Raw genomic sequence first — 16684 nt, 5'->3', positions numbered from 1 at the left:
CCATCCTCGACGGGCTGCGCCGTGCCGTCGGCCAGGACCCGAGCGTCGCCCGGCTCATCGAGTACGCCTCCAAGCCGGCAGCCCGGCGCAGCCAGGACCTCCAGGTGGTCGCACCCACGGGTCTGCGCCCGGTGGTCATCGCCGAGGTGCTCGACGCGCTCCCGGAACCGGCCGGCGTCGTGCTCGCCGTGACGGCCACCGAGAGGGAGGCCGAGGACCTCGTGGACTCCCTCGGCGCGTACGTGCCGGCGGGGTCGGTAGCGCTGTTCCCGAGCTGGGAGACGCTCCCGCACGAGCGCCTCTCGCCGCGCTCCGACACCGTGGGGCGCCGGCTCGCCGTCCTGCGCCGCCTCGCCCACCCCGCCGCGCCCACGGGCCAGAGTCCCGCGCGCGGGGACGGGACCGACGGCGCACACCACGGCGCGCACGACGGCGGCGGCTCCCCGCTGCGGGTCGTGGTCGCCCCCGTGCGGGCGGTCCTGCAGCCGCTCGTGGCCGGCCTGGGCGATCTCGAGCCGGTTTCGCTCGCGGTGGGCCAGGAGGTGCCGTTCGACGCGGTGGTCCATGCCCTCGCGGACGCCGCCTACGCCCGGGTGGACATGGTCACGCACCGCGGCGAGTTCGCCGTGCGCGGCGGGATCATCGACGTCTTCCCTCCCACCGAGGACCATCCCGTGCGCGTGGAGTTCTTCGGCGACGAGGTCGAGCAGATGCGCTGGTTCGCGGTTGCCGACCAGCGCTCGCTGACCGGACCCGGAGCCCATCACCCGACGGCGCTGTTCGCCCCGCCATGCCGTGAACTCCTCATCACCCCGGCGGTCATGAGCCGTGCCGCGAAGCTCAAGGGCTCCCTCCCGGCGGCCGCGGACATGCTCGAGAAGATCGCCGGCGGGATCGCGGTGGAGGGCATGGAGTCCCTCGCGCCCCTGCTCGTGGACCGGATGGTGCCCTTCATCGGCGAGCTGCCCGAGGGGTCCCTCACGCTCGTCGTCGAGCCGGAGAAGGTCCGTGCCCGCGCCCACGACCTCGCGGCCACGAACGAGGAGTTCCTCGCCGCCGCCTGGGCCACCGCGTCCGACGGCGGGGCGGCGCCCCTCGATGTCGGCCTCGCCGCCGCAGCTGGAACCGGCGCCGACGCCGCCGAGCACGCGGGACGGCTCGAGGATGCGAGCTTCGCGACCCTCGGCGAGGTCCGCGGGGAGGCCCAGTCGCGGGGCGTGACGTGGTGGTCTCTGACCTCCCTCGGGGTCGATGCGGAGACGGTGGCCGACGTCGACGTCGTGACCATTGCCGCGCGCGAGCCCCGCGGGTACCAGGGTGACGTGGGCGAGATGATGGAGTTCATCGGCTCGCGGGTCCGGGACCAGTGGCGGATCGTCGTCGCGACCGACGGCGCCGGCCCGGCGCAGCGGCTCGCCGAACTGTTCCACGACGCAGGCATCCCGTGCGCCCGGATTGACGGGCTGGACCGGCTGCCGGAGCCGGGCATCATCGAGATCACGAAGGCTCCCGCGGGCAAGGGCTTCGTGCTCGACGGGCTCACGCTCGGCCTCCTGACCGAGGCGGACCTGCTCGGGCGTGCCAGTGCCGCCGGGACCCGCGACATGCGCAGGATGCCCTCCCGGCGCCGCAACGCCGTCGACCCCCTCTCGCTCCACGCCGGCGACTTCGTGGTGCACGAGCAGCACGGGATCGGGAAGTTCGTGGAGCTCGTGCAGCGCCGGGCCGGCGGCGCGGGCTCGGACGCGACCCGCGAGTACCTCGTGCTCGAGTATGCGCCCTCGAAGCGCGGCGCCCCGGGGGACAGGCTGTTCGTCCCGACTGACCAGCTCGACCAGGTGACCCGGTACGTGGGAGGGGACACCCCCTCACTGTCCAAGATGGGCGGGGCCGACTGGGCCTCGACCAAGTCCAAGGCCAAGAAGGCGGTCAAGGAGATCGCGGGGGAGCTCATCCGGCTCTATTCGGCCCGCATGGCTTCCAAGGGGCACGCGTTCGGCCCGGACACCCCGTGGCAGCGCGAGCTCGAGGAGGCGTTCCCGTACGTCGAGACGCCCGACCAGCTCACCACCATCAATGAGGTCAAGGCGGACATGGAGCGGGAGGTCCCCATGGACCGCCTCGTCTCCGGCGACGTGGGCTACGGCAAGACGGAAATCGCCGTGCGCGCCGCCTTCAAGGCCGTCCAGGACGGCAAGCAGGTGGCCGTGCTCGTGCCCACCACGCTCCTCGCCCAGCAGCACTTCGAGACCTTCTCGGAGCGGTTCTCGGGCTTCCCTGTGCGCGTGCGGGCGCTCTCCCGCTTCCAGACGGCGGCGGAGGCGAAGGAGACGCTCGAGGGGCTCAAGAACGGCTCCGTCGACGTCGTGATCGGCACACACCGGCTCCTGTCGAAGGAGGTCCAGTTCAAGGACCTCGGCCTCGTGATCATCGACGAGGAGCAGCGCTTCGGCGTCGAGCACAAGGAAGAGCTCAAGAAGATGCGCACCAATGTGGATGTCCTCGCGATGTCCGCGACGCCGATCCCGCGCACGCTCGAGATGTCGCTGACGGGCATCCGCGAGACATCAACGCTCGCGACGCCGCCCGAGGAGCGGCACCCCGTCCTCACCTATGTGGGGCCGTACACGGACAAGCAGGTCTCCGCGGCGATCCGGCGCGAGCTCATGCGCGAGGGCCAGGTGTTCTTTGTCCACAATCGGGTCTCCTCCATCGAGAAGCAGGCCGCCGCGATCCGCGAGCTCGTCCCCGAGGCCCGGGTCGAGGTGGCCCACGGGCAGATGTCCGAGTCCCGGCTCGAGAAGATCATCGTGGACTTCTGGGAGAAGCGCTTCGATGTGCTTGTGTGCACCACGATCATCGAGACCGGCCTGGACATCTCCAACGCGAACACCCTGATCATCGACCGCGCTGACCAGTACGGCCTCTCCCAGCTCCACCAGCTGCGCGGCCGTGTGGGCCGCGGCCGCGAGCGTGCCTACGCCTACTTCCTCTACCCGGCCGAGAAGCCCCTCGGCGAAGTGGCGCTCGAACGGCTCAAGGCAGTCGCGGCCCACAATGAGCTGGGCGCGGGCATGCAGCTGGCCATGAAGGACCTCGAGATCCGCGGGGCGGGCAACCTGCTCGGCGGCGAGCAGTCGGGCCACATCCAGGGGGTGGGCTTCGACCTGTACATCCGCCTCGTGGGCGAGGCCGTGGCCGACTTCCGGGGAGAGGGCGAGGAGAAGGTGGCCGAGATGAAGATCGAGCTGCCCGTCAACGCCCACCTCCCGCACGACTACGTGCCGGGGGAGAGGCTGCGCCTCGAGGCCTACCGCAAGCTCGCGGCCGCGACCGACGACGCCGGCATCGCCGAGGTCATGGATGAGCTCACCGACCGCTACGGCGAGCCGCCCGCACCTGTGCAGAACCTCGCCGCCGTGGCGCGCTTCCGTGTCCGTGCGCGCGCTGCCGGGCTGACCGACGTCGCCCTCCAGGGGAACATGGTGCGGTTCGCGCCCGCCGATCTGCCCGAGTCGAAGCAGATGCGCCTGACCCGCATGTACAAGGGCGCCCAGTACAAGCCGGCACTCCATGCGGTGCTCGTCCCCAAGCCCAAGACCGCCCCCGTGGGCGGCCGCGACCTCGTCGACGGCGAGATCCTCGCGTGGGCGGACCAGGTGGTGGAGGCGATCTTTGCCCCAGCCCCCGCGACCACTGCCTGACCCGGCGAGCGCCCGCTCAGCCCGTCGAGTCCGCTGGGGCGGTATAGGCTCCGATGCATGGCACCCAGAGACCTTGTGGTCAGCATTCCGGACCCAGCGCTCGGGCGGGCCTTCGGCGAGGCCCCGGAGGGCGTCGAGGTCATCCCGTGGGACATGTCGGGGCCGGCTCCGCGCGCTGAGATCGACATCGTGGTCCCGCCCTACATGAGCGCGCCCAGCCTTCTGGCTGCCCTCGACGGCGTGGCAACCCGGCTCGTCCAGAGCCAGTCGATCGGATACGACGGCGTGGCCGCGGCTCTCCCGCCCGGCCATGTGTTCGCCAACGCGGTGACCGTGCACGAGACGTCCACGGCGGAACTGGCAGTCGCCCTCATGCTCGCCGCCCAACGGGGCCTGCCCGACTTTGTCCGCGCAGCCTCACGGGGTTCATGGGCGCCTGCGCGCTATGCCTCCCTCGCGGACCGGACCGTTCTGCTGCTGGGCTACGGCGGGGTGGGCCGGGCGATCGATGAACGGCTGCAGGGGTTCGAGGCGACTGTGCTGAGGGCGGCGTCGCGTGCCCGCGAGGAAGACGGTGTCCAGGTGCACGGGATGGACGAGATCGACGCGCTCCTGCCGCAGGCCGACATCGTCGTCGTCGGCGTGCCGCTGAATGAGAGGACGGTGCGCCTTGTCGACGACAGGTTCCTCTCGCTCATGCCTGAGGGCGCACTCCTCGTGAACATGGCGCGCGGACCTGTTGCGGACACCGACGCGATCCTCGACCATGCTCGGCGCGGGCGCCTGCGGTTCGCGCTGGACGTGACCGACCCCGAGCCCCTGCCAGACGGACATCCGCTGTTCGGACTGCCCAATGTGCTGATCACCCCACACGTCGGCGGGGCGTCGAGCGCCATGACACCCAGAATGGCGCGGCTCCTGCGGCGTCAGGTCGAGCGCATGCAGCGCGGTGCCGAGCCGGAGAACGTCGTCCTCCGCACCTGAGGACGCGAAACGGGCCTTCAATGGCCAACGCCCGCCGGCTCCATTGGGGAGGCGACGGGCGTCCGTGCGTCGTGGGGGCGTCAGCGGCGGTGCTGGCTCCCCGTATCGTTCCGGGCGAGGAACGTCATGGGAATGCCGAAGGCCGCGGCGTAGAGGAAGATCAGCGCGGCCATCTGCCACACGTTCGTGAAGTCGACCCACTGCACGATGTACAGGCCCAGCAGGAACAGGACCATGAAGATCACGAAGAGGATGATGCTGCCGCCCAGGGGGTTCGGCTCGAGGGGGCGGTTGTACTGGTCTTCAGACATGTCTCTCCTGTACGTGCGTCTAGTAGCCGCCGGCAGCCGCGGAGGCCCCGGTGACGATGGCCACGCCGGAGCTCGCTCCGATCCGGGTGGCACCTGCTGCAATCATAGCCCGCGCGTCATCGGCAGTGCGTACACCGCCGGACGCCTTGACGCCGATATCCGGTCCCACCGTGGCGCGCATGAGGGCGACGTCCTCGACGGTGGCTCCGCCGCCGTTGAAGCCCGTCGACGTCTTCACGAAGTCGGCCCCTGCCTCGACGGCGGCCTCGCACGCGAGGACCTTCTGCGCATGGCTCAGGAGCGAGGTCTCGATGATGACCTTGAGGATCGAGGAGCTTCCGTGCACGGCCTCGGCCACCGCCTGGATGTCCTCGACCAGGGCACCCCTCTCGTTGGCGCGGGCGGCGGCGATGTTGATGACCATGTCCACCTCGTCGGCGCCGTCCAGCGTGGCTCCGCGGGCCTCGAAGACCTTGACGTCTGTCGGAGTGGCACCGAGCGGGAATCCCGCGACGGCGCACGTGAGCACGCCGGAACCGCGCAGGGCCTTCGTGGCCGTCTTGACCCAGATCGGGTTCACGCACACCGACTTGAAGCCGTGCTGCACGGCCTCGCTGCACAGGGTGAGGATATCGGCCTCGCTCGCCTCGGGCTTGAGGAGGGTGTGGTCGATGTAGCCGGCAAGGTCCGCGGGCGTCAGTGCGGGCTCGGAAGACACGTCAGCGTCCTTTCGCTTGGGTCATCCCATACTGGCATATCGGCTACCGGCATATCGGCTACCGGCACACGTTATTGCTGGCACACGCTATGCCGTGACCCGGAGCCTGTACCCCCTCTTCACCACGGTCTGCACGAGCCCGGGCGCGGGGAGTGCGCTGCGCAGCCGGCTCACGGCCATGTCGAGGGCGTGGTCGGAGGCGGTGGGGGACACGAGCCGAGCGAGCGTCTCCCGGGGAACGACGGCGCCGCCGGCCTCGAACAGGGTCCGGAACAGCAGCGTTGCGGCGGGACCGAGGATCAGTTCCTCTGCCCCGACGGTGATGGCCCGTCCATGCAGGCGGATCGCTCCTGCGGGGCTCGTCAGGGTGCGGCCGGAGCGGCGGCCGAGGTTGTCGGCGACGAGCTTGACGAGGGCTCCCATGCGGAAGCGCTCGGGGACCCAGGGACGCAGCCCCGCCGCTTCGAGGGGCGCTGCCGTGATGGGCCCCACCGCGGCAGTGTCCACCCGCCGCCGCAGCGCCGAGATGAGCTCTGGGTAGAGGCCCAGCTCGTGCGCGGTGCTGAACAGGGCGTCCACAGCTGGCGCGCTCGTGAACGTGAGGACATCGAGCTCGCCTGAGCAGGCCGCGTCGATGAGGGCCCGGACCGGGCCGCCGTTCTCGGGCCGGACCCAGCGGTACGGGGTGACGGTCTGGAGCTCGGCGCCGGCCTCACGCAGCCGGTCGAGCTGCACGCCGTCGGTGTAGCCGTGGAGCTGCACGACCACCCGGCGGCCCGCGATCCCGCCGGGCACGCGCAGCACGAGGTCGACGAGGGTCGCAGTGGTCTCGTCGCTCGAAATGCCGACGTCGGCGAGGCCTGCTGCGCGGACGGCGCCGCGGGCCTTGGGGCCGCGCACATACAGCTCCGCGCGGCTCAGGGTTTCCTGGAGCTCCTCGCCGAGCCCGGACGCGTCCGCCACCTCGAGCCAACGGCGCATGCCGTAGGCGGTGGTGATGATGCAGACGTCGGGCCGGGAAGCGATGATCCTGCGCGTGTCCTCGAGGAGGTCGACGTCCTCGGCCGCTGGAGCGATGGTGAGGATAGGGGCGTGGAGCACCTCGGCGCCGCGCCGCTCGAGGGCGTCGATGAGATCCTCTGACCGCCGGTGGGACGTGACGCCGATGCGGTAGCCCTTCAGCGGCGCTGTTGACGCGGTCACGCGGCACCCACCAGGCCGGCGGCCAGGGCGGCCGCGCCGGTTCCGTCCGCCGCGAGCCGCACGACCTCGCCGATGACGATCACCGCGGGATTCGCACAGCCGGCCGTGTCCACCGTCGCGGCACCGAGCGTGGTCAGGGTGGTGCGCTGCCCGGGCTGGTGCCCGCGCTCCACGACGGCGAGCGGGGTCTGCGCCGTGAGGCCGGCCCTGCCGAGTCCCGCCGCGAGATGCGGCAGGTTCGCGATGCCCATGAGCACGACGACGGTCCCACCCTCCCCGGCGAGCCCTGCCAGATGGCGGTGCTCGGCATCGCTGAGCGGTGCATGCCCGGAGACGACGGTGAACGCGTGGCTCATGTTGCGGTGTGTGACTGGGATGCCGGCGGCTGCGGGAACGGCGATCGAGCTTGAGATCCCCGAGACGACCCGCACGGGCACTCCGGCCTCGGCGCACGCGGCGGCCTCCTCGGCGCCTCGGCCGAACACGAACGGGTCCCCTCCCTTGAGCCGGACCACGTTCGCGCCCGCCCCGCCCGTTCGGCCCGCCCCGGCTGTTCGCTCAGACCCATCGACCCGTCCCACGGCATGCTCCACGAGGAGGCGATTGATCTCGTCCTGCGGGACCTTGTGGTGGCCTGGGAGCTTGCCGACGTCGACCAGCAGCCCGGTCGTGAGCTCGGCCAGGTCCCGCCAGGGCGCAAGCCGGTCGAAGAGCACGACGTCCGCGTCCCGCAGCGCCTCGACGGCATCCACGGTGAGCAGGCCGCGGGAGCCCGGTCCGCCGCCCACGAGGGTGACGTGCCCCCGCGGGCCGGCGGGCGGCTCCTCGACGACGGGCACGCCGAGGGCGCGGAAGCGGTCCACCACTGGCGACCACGCGGCGTCGTACGCGGCGTTCCCGGGATTGCGCACGACGGCGACGAGCGCCGGCCGCGCCGGTGCCGCCGCCCGGGGCGCGCACTGGTCAGGCGCCAGCTTCTCAGGCGCGGGCTGGTCAGGCGCGAGCTTCTCGGGCGCGGCCGCAGCGCTCGACAGGGACTCTCCGAATGCCTCAGGGCACTCGTAGTGCGAGACGAGGGCTCCGGCCCTGCGGTACCGCGCGAGCGCTTGGCGGGAGGCGTCCGCATCGCCCAGCACGGCAACAGGGAGGCCCTTGAGCATGATCTCGACCTTCATGTCAGGCCTCCTCGAGGTGGGGGCGGAGCGGGATGCCGGCGCCGAGCGAGACGCGTTCGGCGGTGGTGGCGGGCCGGACCTGGTCGCGCTCGGGGACGTGCACGATCGAGTCGTCGGCGGCGTCGGGGGCGTTGACGAAGGTACGGAAGCGGCGCAGGCGCTCGGGGTCCTTCAGCGTCGCGGCCCACTCGTCCTCGTAGTGCTCGACGTGGCTGGCCATGGCGGCCTCGAGCTCGGCGGCGATCCCGAGCGAGTCCTCGACGACGACCTGGCGCACGTGCTCGAGCCCGCCGTCGAGCTCCTCCTGCCAGCGAGCGGTGCGCTGCAGGCGGTCGGCGGTGCGGATGTAGTACATGAAGTAGCGGTCGATGTACCTGATGAGCGTCTCATCGTCCAGGTCCTTGGCCAGGAGCTGGGCGTGGGCCGGGGTCGCGCCGCCGTTGCCGCCCACGTACAGGTTCCAGCCGTCCGCGGTCGCGATGACGCCCACGTCCTTGCCGCGGGCCTCGGCGCACTCGCGCGCACAGCCCGAGACGCCGAGCTTGAGCTTGTGCGGGCTGCGCAGGCCCCGGTAGCGCAGCTCGAGCTGGATCGCCATGCCCACGGAGTCCTGCTGGCCGTAGCGGCACCAGGTTGACCCGACGCAGCTCTTCACCGTCCGCAGGCTCTTGCCGTACGCCTGCCCCGACTCCATGCCCGCCGCGATGAGCTCGGCCCAGATGTCGGGAAGCTGCTCGAGCCGGGCGCCGAACATGTCGATCCGCTGGCCGCCGGTGATCTTGGTGTAGAGGCTGTACTTCTGGGCGACCGACGCGATGACCCCGAGCTTCTCGGGGGTGATCTCGCCCCCGGGGATGCGCGGCACGACCGAGTACGTGCCGTCCTTCTGCATGTTGGCCAGGGCCCGGTCGTTGGTGTCCTGGAGGGTGCCGCGGCCGGCGTCGAGCACGTAGGCCGAGTGCTGGGATGCGAGGATCGAGGCGATGGTGGGCTTGCAGATGTCGCACCCGGCGCCGGACCCGTAGCGGGACATGATGTCCTCGAAGGAGGTCAGGCCGAGCACCCGGATCCTGTCGAAGAGTTCCTGCCGCGAGAGCGGGATGTGCTCGCACAGCGCCTTGCTCACGGACACCCCGGACTTGGCGAGCTCGCCTTCGAGGAGCTTCTTGATCATCGGCACGCACGAGCCGCACTGCGTCCCGGCGCGCGTGCACGACTTGAGGCCGGCCACGTCCTGCACAGGCTCCTTCCCTTCGCAGGTCCCGCAGGAGTTGACGGCATCGCGGAGCGTCCCGGCCGCGACGTTGTTGCAGGAGCACAGGATCGCGTCATCCGGCAGCTCTGCCTGCGCTGCCTCGGAACCCTCGGAGCCGGCAGCCGACAGGAACGCCGCCGGTTCGGCAGGGAGCTCCCGGCCGATCAGGGGACGCAGGCTCATGTAGGGGGAGGCGTCCCCGACGAAGATGCCGCCGAGGAGGGTGCGTGCGTCGTCTGTCGTGACGATCTTCTGGTAGACGCCGCGGGCGGGATCCGCATAGACGATCTCGAGTGCGCCCGGCTCCGCCGCGAATGCGTCGCCGAAGCTCGCCACGTCCACGCCGGAGAGCTTGAGCTTGGTCGCGGTATCGAACCCGGGGAAGGCGGCGTCGCCGCCGTGGAGGCGGTCGGCCACGATCTCCGCCATGGTGTTAGCGGGAGCCACAAGGCCGAGGCACATGCCGCCGAAGCTCGCGACCTCCCCGATGGCCCACACGTGGGGCGCTCCGGTCGCGCAGGCCTCGTCGATCACGACGCCGCCCCGCGGGCCGAGCTCGAAGGTCGCCTGCGCTTGGTCCGGGCGCCCCTGCGCGGCAGATTCCTCTTCCGTGTGCAGCGCGGACTGACCATCCAGCCCAGACTGGGCATCCAGTGCAGAGCGGATGAGCTCGTCGCGGGGCCGGACGCCGATGGCCACCACCACGAGGTCTGCGGCGACCACCGTCCCGTCGGCCAGGAGCACCCCGGAGACGCGGCCGCCGTCGTCCGTGGTCCCTGATTCCGGGCCTGCAGGGCGGGTCGCGGCCGCGCGCTCGTCCTCGACCAGGATCTCCGACGGGAAGACGCCGCCATGGAGGGCGAGACCCTTGGCTGCGATGAGCCGTGTGAGCGCTTGCCCGGCACCCTCGTCGAGCTGCCGGTTCATAGGCCACGGGGAGCCGTCGATGATCGCGGCCTCGGCGCCGAGGGACTGGGCGCCCGCGGCAGCCTCGATGCCCAGCAGCCCGCCCCCGACGACCGCCACGCGTGGCGCACGGCCGAGGCGCGTGGTGAGCCGCGCGATCTCCTCGCGGAGGAACCAGACGTCCTCGAGGGTGCGGTATACGTGGGTGCGGTCGGCGCCGGGGATCGGCAGGCGGGCTGCGCTCGAGCCCGTCGCGAGGACGAGCTCGTCGTAGGGGTGTTCATGGACGGTTCCGTCCGGGCCGAGGGCCGTGACCGTCCGCGCGGCGGTGTCGACTGCGGTGACGCGAGAGCCTGTACGCAGGGTGATCCCGGGCGTGGCCCAGAGCGAGGCGGCTCCGAGGGTGAGGTCGACGTCGGAGGGGTCGCCCGTGAGCGCCTTGGACAGTGCCACGCGGTCGTAGGGGAGATGCGCCTCCTCGGTGAGCACGGTGACCTCGAAGCGTCGGGAACCGTCCAGACGATCGAGGCCTCGGGCGGCCATGGCCTCCGTGAACCGATGGGCCGCGGGACCGCCGCCGACAACGACCACCCTCGTTGCGCTGGCCGCGGACGTCGGCGACGTTGCGCTGGCCGGGGATGTCAGTGATGCCGGGGATATCGGCGAAGCCGCCGGCTGCTGCTCGGGGGAGGTTCCGGGGACGGGAGCGGGGGCGGGCGAGGGACTGGGGATGGGGCGCTGGCTGATGCTCACAGTCGGGCCTTCCGTAGGGTGGTGCCGGAGCGCACGTGCGCATTCCGGCGGGTTTCCTCAACCCTAGGAAGCCGCGATTTCGGACCAGTTGCCCGAGCGTAACGGGCGATTAACTTCCCTGTCACAGGCGTGTTTCCGCGGCGGTGAGGTCGGTTTTACGCGGCTGTGATGTGCGGTCAACCCAGACGAAACTGCTCCTTCCCTAGCGTGGAGGCATGACGATCACAGCGCTTCCGCACCTGGCCGCCTCGAGCTCCCTCCGATCGAGCTCGACAGATCCTGACGACCCTTTTCTCTCGGCCTCCCCGGCACGTTGGCACGATGTCTGCCGCCTGTCAGACCTCGAGACCAACTGGGGCGAGGCGGCCCTCGTCGGCGGCCGGCAGGTCGCCCTCTTCCGCCTCCCCGGCAACGAGGTCTTCGCTGTCGAGCAGCGCGACCCCGCTACCGGAGCCCACGTCATGGCGCGGGGGATTGTCGGTTCCCGGAGCGGTCGACCGACCATCGCCTCACCCCTGCACAAGCAGGTCTACGACCTGGTCACCGGCGAGCGTCTCGATGCTGCCGGCACCCCGCTTGCCGCCTTCGCTGCGCGCGTGGTCGGCGGCGTGGTGCAGATCGCGGCGTGAGACTCGGGCCGCGATCCGATCTTCGCGCGGACAGTGAGGCAGCGAGTAGAAGCACGTGTCAATCTAGATTGACAGCGCAGCACTGTAAGCGAAGGGCTCCTCGAGGCTCGGCGTAGGGGCGACCGACGGATCGGCACGCAGCATCTGCTGCTGGGACTGCTCCACGACCCGGAAGGCGCGGCGGCACTCGGCGTGAGCCTCGCCCAGGCGCGCGCCGGCGAGGAGGTGCTTGACCGTGAAGCGCTCGCCGCCGTCGGGATCGATCCAGGGCTGCCCGGCGCCCCCGCGGCGTCGGTCCAGGAGGGCATCGGGGACGCGGCCGGGGACGGCCGGGTCCCCAGCGCCGCGGCTAGCAGGACCGGGCGCCTGCCGTTCACTTCCGGCGCCAAGGACGTGCTCGCGCGCTCCGTCAAGTACGCGGCCGCAGAGCGGTCACGCCTTCTCACCGAGCGGCACCTGCTGCTCGCCCTGCTGGACGATCGGATTCCGGATCCAGCGGCATCACTGCTCGCCCATCTCGGCGTCAACACGGATGAGGTGCGCGCCCGCCTGAACGCCGCGTAGGACACAGCGGCTGGGGCGGTCGCCACCCCTGGAAGTGCCGAGTGCCACAGAAGGGCACGCGTGACTACGCCGACAGCGCGCCGCGTGCCGCTCAGAACGGCGGTGGCGGATCTCCTTCGGGGTATGTGATGTACCTGCGTCCCGTGGGAGAGGTCCACTCGATGGTCCCGTGCGGGTGCTCCGGAGTCCGAGAGTCCTGGTCGCGTGAGCCAATCGGCGGCGCCTTTGCCACAGCGACCTGACGGCAGTCCGGCGTGAGTGCGTCGGCTGGCGGTGGCCCGATCTGGCGGGGCCGCCAGTAGCCCTCGCTCTTGAGGCGGTGATGCTCGCGGCAGAGCAGCGCGAGGTTGGCCACGCTGGTCTCGCCTCCGTTGGCCCAAGCGTTTGTATGATCCGCCTCGGTCGCTCCGGCGGGCTTGTCGCATCCGGGGAAACGGCACGTCATGTCGCGAGCGCCGAGCTGTCGCCGCATTGCTGCTGTGGGGGTGTAGCGGGTGCGCCCCACCGCCAGTGGTGCCCCTGTGAAGGGGTCAACCCACATCCGGGTCCATGTCGCCGCTTGGGCCGCGAGGAGTCGAGCCGCTTTGGGGTCGATCTGACCGTAGCCGAGGATCTCTCCAGGCTCCTCCGAGATGCCCTGCAGGGTCCGGGCGGGGATGGTGGCGATGATGTGAGCCCGGGTTCCTCCGGGGGTGCTTCGACCGCGATCTGGATCGGAGCGTGCTGTGAGCAGGTCCGCGAGGACGTCGGCGCGCAGTTGGGGAAGCGTGCGTGCCTCCCCGACGCCCTGCAAGGACCGGGCAGTGCTCTCGAGCAGAGTGTCGAGGCGTGCTTGTCCGCCGCCCGCCGCAGACGGCGGCTCAGTGCTCCCGGGGCAGGAATCCGATCCAGATCCGGGGCACCATCGGAAAGCGTGGGTGCGGCGATGGCGATGGCCTCCGCCAGGAAGCGGGTCAACTTCTCCTCTGGCACGGGAAGGGCTGCGTCAAGTACCGCTCGCACACGGCGCTGGGGCAGCACTCCGCGGCGCATTGCGTCCAGGAGCGGACGCCACGCGGGCGTGTTGAGCTCGAGGGCTTCGGTCACCATTCTCTTGGCAGTGCGGGCAGAGACCTTCAGGGTCGCTGAGACCAACGAGGCCACAATGGAAGGAGCATCCCGCCGCAGAAGGGGATCGTCTGAGGCGGCGCCCAGCGCGCGGGCGAGGGCGCCCAAGGCCACGACCCTTTCACCCGCCCGTGCCCCGTCCTCCCGGTCGAGCCGCTCGAGGCGCGCGACCAGTAGGTCTGCCGCCTCCGCATGGAGGTCGGCAACGGCGGCCGTGGGGGAGGGCAGTTCCTCGTCGGCAGGCAGCAGCCCGTCCTCGGCACCGGGCAATTCCGGGTCACGCTGCTCAGGTTCCTCCCCGACGAGCCGCAACAGATCGTCGTCGAGCCGCGGTGCTCGGACTGGCAGCGTCGACGGGGAATCGTCGAGCTTCCACTCGGTCAGCATCCACGGCTCGGGATCTACAGGGTGCCCGGCGGCGGCGAGCGCATCTTCGGCATCGAGCAGGTTCTGAAGTTCGAGCGCCTCCCACCAGGGCAGCGGGCCCTGCGGCCGCCCTGGATCGCGTTCGAACGCCTGTTCGGTGCTCATGATCGCAACCTACTCGGCGCCTCCGACATTTCTCGGCGGCCAGCGGCAGCCGCACGCGGCCGCCCAGCCCGCGGCTCCTCAGAGGCCGAGGGCCTCGCGCACGTCGTTCATCGCGGCGTCAAGCGCGGTGCGGGCGGCCTCGCGGGCCTCGGCCAGCTCGGCCGAGTTGTCCACGGGCCTGATCACCTCGAAGTAGCACTTGAGCTTCGGCTCGGTTCCGCTCGGGCGGATGATCACGCGGGTTGCGTCCCGCGTCAGCCACGCCAGCCCCTCGGTCGGAGGCAGTGTCTCCGTCCCCTCGGACAGGTCCACCTCCGTCTCGACAGGGGAGTCGGCGAATGAGGCGGGTGGATCGTGCCGCAGGCGGGACATCATGGCGTCGAGCAGGCCGAGATCAGCCACCCGGACGCTGAGCTGGTCGGTCAGATGCACACCGTGGAGCACGTGCAGGGCATCGAGCCGGTCGAACAGGGTCTGCCCCTCGGCCTTCGCTGCGGCCGCCATCTCGGCGACCAGAAGGGCTGCTGAGACGCCGTCCTTGTCCTTCACGAGGCGGGGCGCCACGCAGTAGCCGAGAGCCTCTTCGTACCCGTAGACGAGTCCCGGCACGCGCGAGATCCACTTGAAGCCCGTGAGCGTCTCGCGGTGGGACAGGCCCGCGGCATCGGCGATCCGCGCCAGCAGCCGCGAGGAGACGATCGAGTTGGCGAACACCACGGAGGGGTCGCCCGAGCCCTCGGGCAGTTCCAGCCGCTGTACCACGTGCGCGCCGAGCAGCGCCCCGACCTCGTCGCCGCGCAGCATGCGCCACTCACCGGTGGCTGGGTCCGGGGCTGCAACGGCGCAGCGGTCGGCGTCCGGGTCGTTCGCGATCACGAGGTCAGCGCCCTGGGCCCTGGCCGCCTCGAGGGCGAGGTCGAGCGCACCGGGCTCCTCGGGGTTCGGGAACGCCACGGTCGGGAAGGCGGGATCTGGCTCGGCCTGTTCCTCCACGATGGTCACGTCGGTGAACCCGGCATCGCGCAGCACGGACAGGGCAGTCTCGCCGCCCACGCCGTGCAGGGGAGTGAGGACGACCTTGAGATCCCGCGCCGGGAAGAGTCCCGGCTTGGCGAGATGCACGACGGCGTCCCGGTAGTCCGCGGCGATGCTCGCCGGCAGCACGGTCCATCCGCGCTCGGCGAGTGCGATCGACTCCACCGGCCCGGCCTGGTCGATCAGCTCCGAGATCTCGGCGTCAATGGGGGAGACGATCTGGGCTCCCCTGCCCGCCTCGTCGACGGCACGGCCGCCGAGGTAGACCTTGTACCCGTTGTCCTGCGGGGGATTGTGGCTTGCGGTGACCATGACCCCGGCGTCGCAGCCGAGCGCCTGGAGCGCGTACGCGAGCACGGGCGTGGGCAGAGCGGACGGCATCAGGTAGGCGTCGATCCCCGCCGCAGTGAAGATCGCGGCCGTTTCGGCCGCGAACACGTCGGAGTTGATGCGCGCGTCATAGCCCACGACGGCGCGCGGCCGGGCGGCGCTGTCGGAGGTGGCAGTGCCGCCGTCGGACGCCGCGCCCTGAGAACCCGCACCGGATGACGCCGTGCCCCCGGAAGCGGCGGCCCCCACGCGCCGCATGAGGAACTCCGCGAGCCCGGCCGCGGCACGGCGCACCGTGACCCGGTTCATCCTGTTGGGTCCGGGACCCAGCGCTGCCCGGAGGCCTGCGGTGCCGAACTGCAGTGTGCCGCAGAACGCGTCGGAGAGCTCTTGGAGGGCCGCGTCCCGGGCCACGGAGGGCTCGGGATCGTGGGCCCGGGCGAGCGTCTCGCGCAGCTGGGCTGCGGTGGCGGGGTCGGGGTCGGCGGCGGCCCAGGTTTCGGCGCGGTGGGATAGCTCGGCGAGGTCCGGCGTCCCGGCGGGGATCGTGCTCATGTCGGCGTAGTCCTTCGTAGTGGCGTGGTCGTCCGGGGCAGCGCCGTCACATGGCGGCGATGACGTCGGCGAGGAGCCGCGAGATCCGGGGGCCCGCGGCGGCGCCCGCTGCGAGGACCTCCTCATGGCTGAGGGGTTCCGGGCTGATTCCGGCCGCGAGGTTGGTCACGAGCGAGATGCCGAACACCTCGAGTCCGGCGTGACGGGCGGCGATGGCCTCGAGCGCGGTGGACATGCCGATGAGGTCGGCGCCGATCCGTTTGGCGTACTGGACCTCGGCCGGAGTCTCGTAGTGGGGGCCGGGGAACTGCGCGTAGACTCCCTCGGCCAGGCTTGGGTCCACCGAGCGGGCGAGGGCACGCAGCCGCGGCGAGTAGAGGTCGGTGAGGTCCACGAAGGTGGCTCCCTCGAGCGGGGAGGCCGCTGTGAGGTTGATGTGGTCGCTGATGAGCACCGGGGTGCCGGGCGCCCAGTCGGGGTTGAGCCCGCCGCAGCCGTTGGTGAGCACGACGACGCGGCAGCCCGCCGCCGCGGCCGTCCGGACGCCGTGCACCACGGACCGCACGCCCTTGCCCTCGTAGTAGTGGGTGCGGGCGCCGAGCACGAGCGCGCGCTTGCCGTCGGGGGTGGCCACGGACCGGATTGTGCCGACATGGCCTTCCACGGCCGGTGCCGAGAACCCCGGCACGTCCACTGCCGGGATCGTCGCCGTCGTCTCGCCGATGAGCTCCGCCGCGGCGCCCCAGCCCGAGCCGAGCACGAGCGCGATGTCGTGGGCAGGGACCCCGGTGGCGCGGGCGATCGAGTCTGCCGCCGCCCGGGCCAGCACGAAGGGATCGTCGGTGGTCGCCGCTGCTGCCGTTGTCGTCACAAGGAAGAACCTACCAATCCGTGCCCCCTGACACGCGCTCGCGGGGGAGGTGA

12 protein-coding genes and 1 pseudogene are annotated in these 16684 nt (G+C 71.3%); 4 read left to right on the top strand and 9 right to left on the bottom strand.

Annotation, left to right across the window (positions count from 1 at the left end; genetic code table 11):
• Nucleotides 1-56: 56 nt before the first annotated feature.
• Together mfd and IE231_RS07900 are read left to right on the top strand one after the other, a co-directional pair.
• The gene (gene mfd, locus IE231_RS07905; protein ID WP_374189428.1) at nucleotides 57-3704 is read left to right on the top strand and encodes a transcription-repair coupling factor; all 3648 of its coding nucleotides are present in this window, start codon (nucleotides 57-59) and stop codon (nucleotides 3702-3704) included.
• Nucleotides 3705-3761: 57 nt separating this feature from the next.
• The gene (locus IE231_RS07900; protein WP_189693397.1) at nucleotides 3762-4688 is read left to right on the top strand and encodes a 2-hydroxyacid dehydrogenase; all 927 of its coding nucleotides are present in this window, start codon (nucleotides 3762-3764) and stop codon (nucleotides 4686-4688) included.
• A gap of 80 nt (nucleotides 4689-4768) precedes the next feature.
• On the opposite strand, the gene IE231_RS07895 is transcribed toward IE231_RS07900, so the two are convergent.
• From IE231_RS07895 to nirB, 5 genes are all read right to left on the bottom strand, one after another.
• Entirely contained in the window at nucleotides 4769-4999 is a 231-nt protein-coding gene (locus tag IE231_RS07895; RefSeq protein ID WP_189693396.1) for a hypothetical protein, read from the bottom strand.
• Nucleotides 5000-5018: 19 nt separating this feature from the next.
• A complete protein-coding gene (deoC, locus tag IE231_RS07890) occupies nucleotides 5019-5717 on the bottom strand; it encodes a deoxyribose-phosphate aldolase (protein ID WP_189693395.1) in 699 nt (232 codons plus the stop codon).
• Between the two features lie 87 nt (nucleotides 5718-5804).
• On the bottom strand, nucleotides 5805-6920 hold the full coding sequence (locus IE231_RS07885) for a uroporphyrinogen-III synthase (protein ID WP_189693394.1): 1116 nt from the start codon (nucleotides 6918-6920) through the stop codon (nucleotides 5805-5807).
• Nucleotides 6917-8095: a uroporphyrinogen-III C-methyltransferase gene (gene cobA / locus IE231_RS07880; protein WP_189693393.1), complete on the bottom strand. Its 1179-nt coding sequence runs from the start codon at nucleotides 8093-8095 to the stop codon at nucleotides 6917-6919. Before cobA ends, IE231_RS07885 begins: the two co-directional genes overlap by 4 nt.
• Nucleotide 8096: 1 nt before the next feature.
• On the bottom strand, nucleotides 8097-10799 hold the full coding sequence (gene nirB, locus IE231_RS07875) for a nitrite reductase large subunit NirB (protein ID WP_229866579.1): 2703 nt from the start codon (nucleotides 10797-10799) through the stop codon (nucleotides 8097-8099).
• 425 nt (nucleotides 10800-11224) lie between these two features.
• Here nirB and nirD point away from each other — a divergent pair, with 425 nt between their 5' ends.
• Together nirD and IE231_RS07865 are read left to right on the top strand one after the other, a co-directional pair.
• Nucleotides 11225-11638, top strand: a complete 414-nt coding sequence (gene nirD / locus IE231_RS07870) for a nitrite reductase small subunit NirD (RefSeq protein ID WP_189693392.1) — start codon at nucleotides 11225-11227, stop codon at nucleotides 11636-11638.
• A 192-nt stretch (nucleotides 11639-11830) separates the two neighbouring features.
• On the top strand, nucleotides 11831-12202 hold the full coding sequence (locus tag IE231_RS07865; protein ID WP_229866578.1) for a Clp protease N-terminal domain-containing protein: 372 nt from the start codon (nucleotides 11831-11833) through the stop codon (nucleotides 12200-12202).
• 91 nt (nucleotides 12203-12293) lie between these two features.
• Here IE231_RS07865 and IE231_RS18555 read toward each other — a convergent pair whose 3' ends face one another.
• The 4 genes and pseudogenes from IE231_RS18555 to IE231_RS07850 all read right to left on the bottom strand — a co-directional run bounded on the left by IE231_RS18555 (nucleotide 12294) and on the right by IE231_RS07850 (nucleotide 16631).
• On the bottom strand, nucleotides 12294-12647 hold the full coding sequence (locus IE231_RS18555; protein ID WP_374189427.1) for an HNH endonuclease signature motif containing protein: 354 nt from the start codon (nucleotides 12645-12647) through the stop codon (nucleotides 12294-12296).
• Nucleotides 12648-12659: 12 nt separating this feature from the next.
• Nucleotides 12660-13025, bottom strand: a pseudogene (locus IE231_RS18550) (DUF222 domain-containing protein); the annotation flags it as partial.
• Nucleotides 13026-13918: 893 nt separating this feature from the next.
• Entirely contained in the window at nucleotides 13919-15760 is a 1842-nt protein-coding gene (locus IE231_RS07855) for a phospho-sugar mutase (RefSeq protein WP_189693390.1), read from the bottom strand.
• A 46-nt stretch (nucleotides 15761-15806) separates the two neighbouring features.
• Nucleotides 15807-16631 carry a purine-nucleoside phosphorylase gene (locus tag IE231_RS07850; protein WP_229866577.1) on the bottom strand — a complete coding sequence of 275 codons (825 nt, stop codon included), beginning with the start codon at nucleotides 16629-16631 and terminating at the stop codon, nucleotides 15807-15809.
• Nucleotides 16632-16684 lie beyond the last annotated feature (53 nt).

The sequence above is a fragment of the Sinomonas cellulolyticus genome (genome assembly GCF_014656475.1).
GTDB lineage: Bacteria > Actinomycetota > Actinomycetes > Actinomycetales > Micrococcaceae > Sinomonas > Sinomonas cellulolyticus.
Note: the sequence above shows the minus strand (reverse complement) of the source record. Positions and strands in the feature narration are given on the sequence as shown.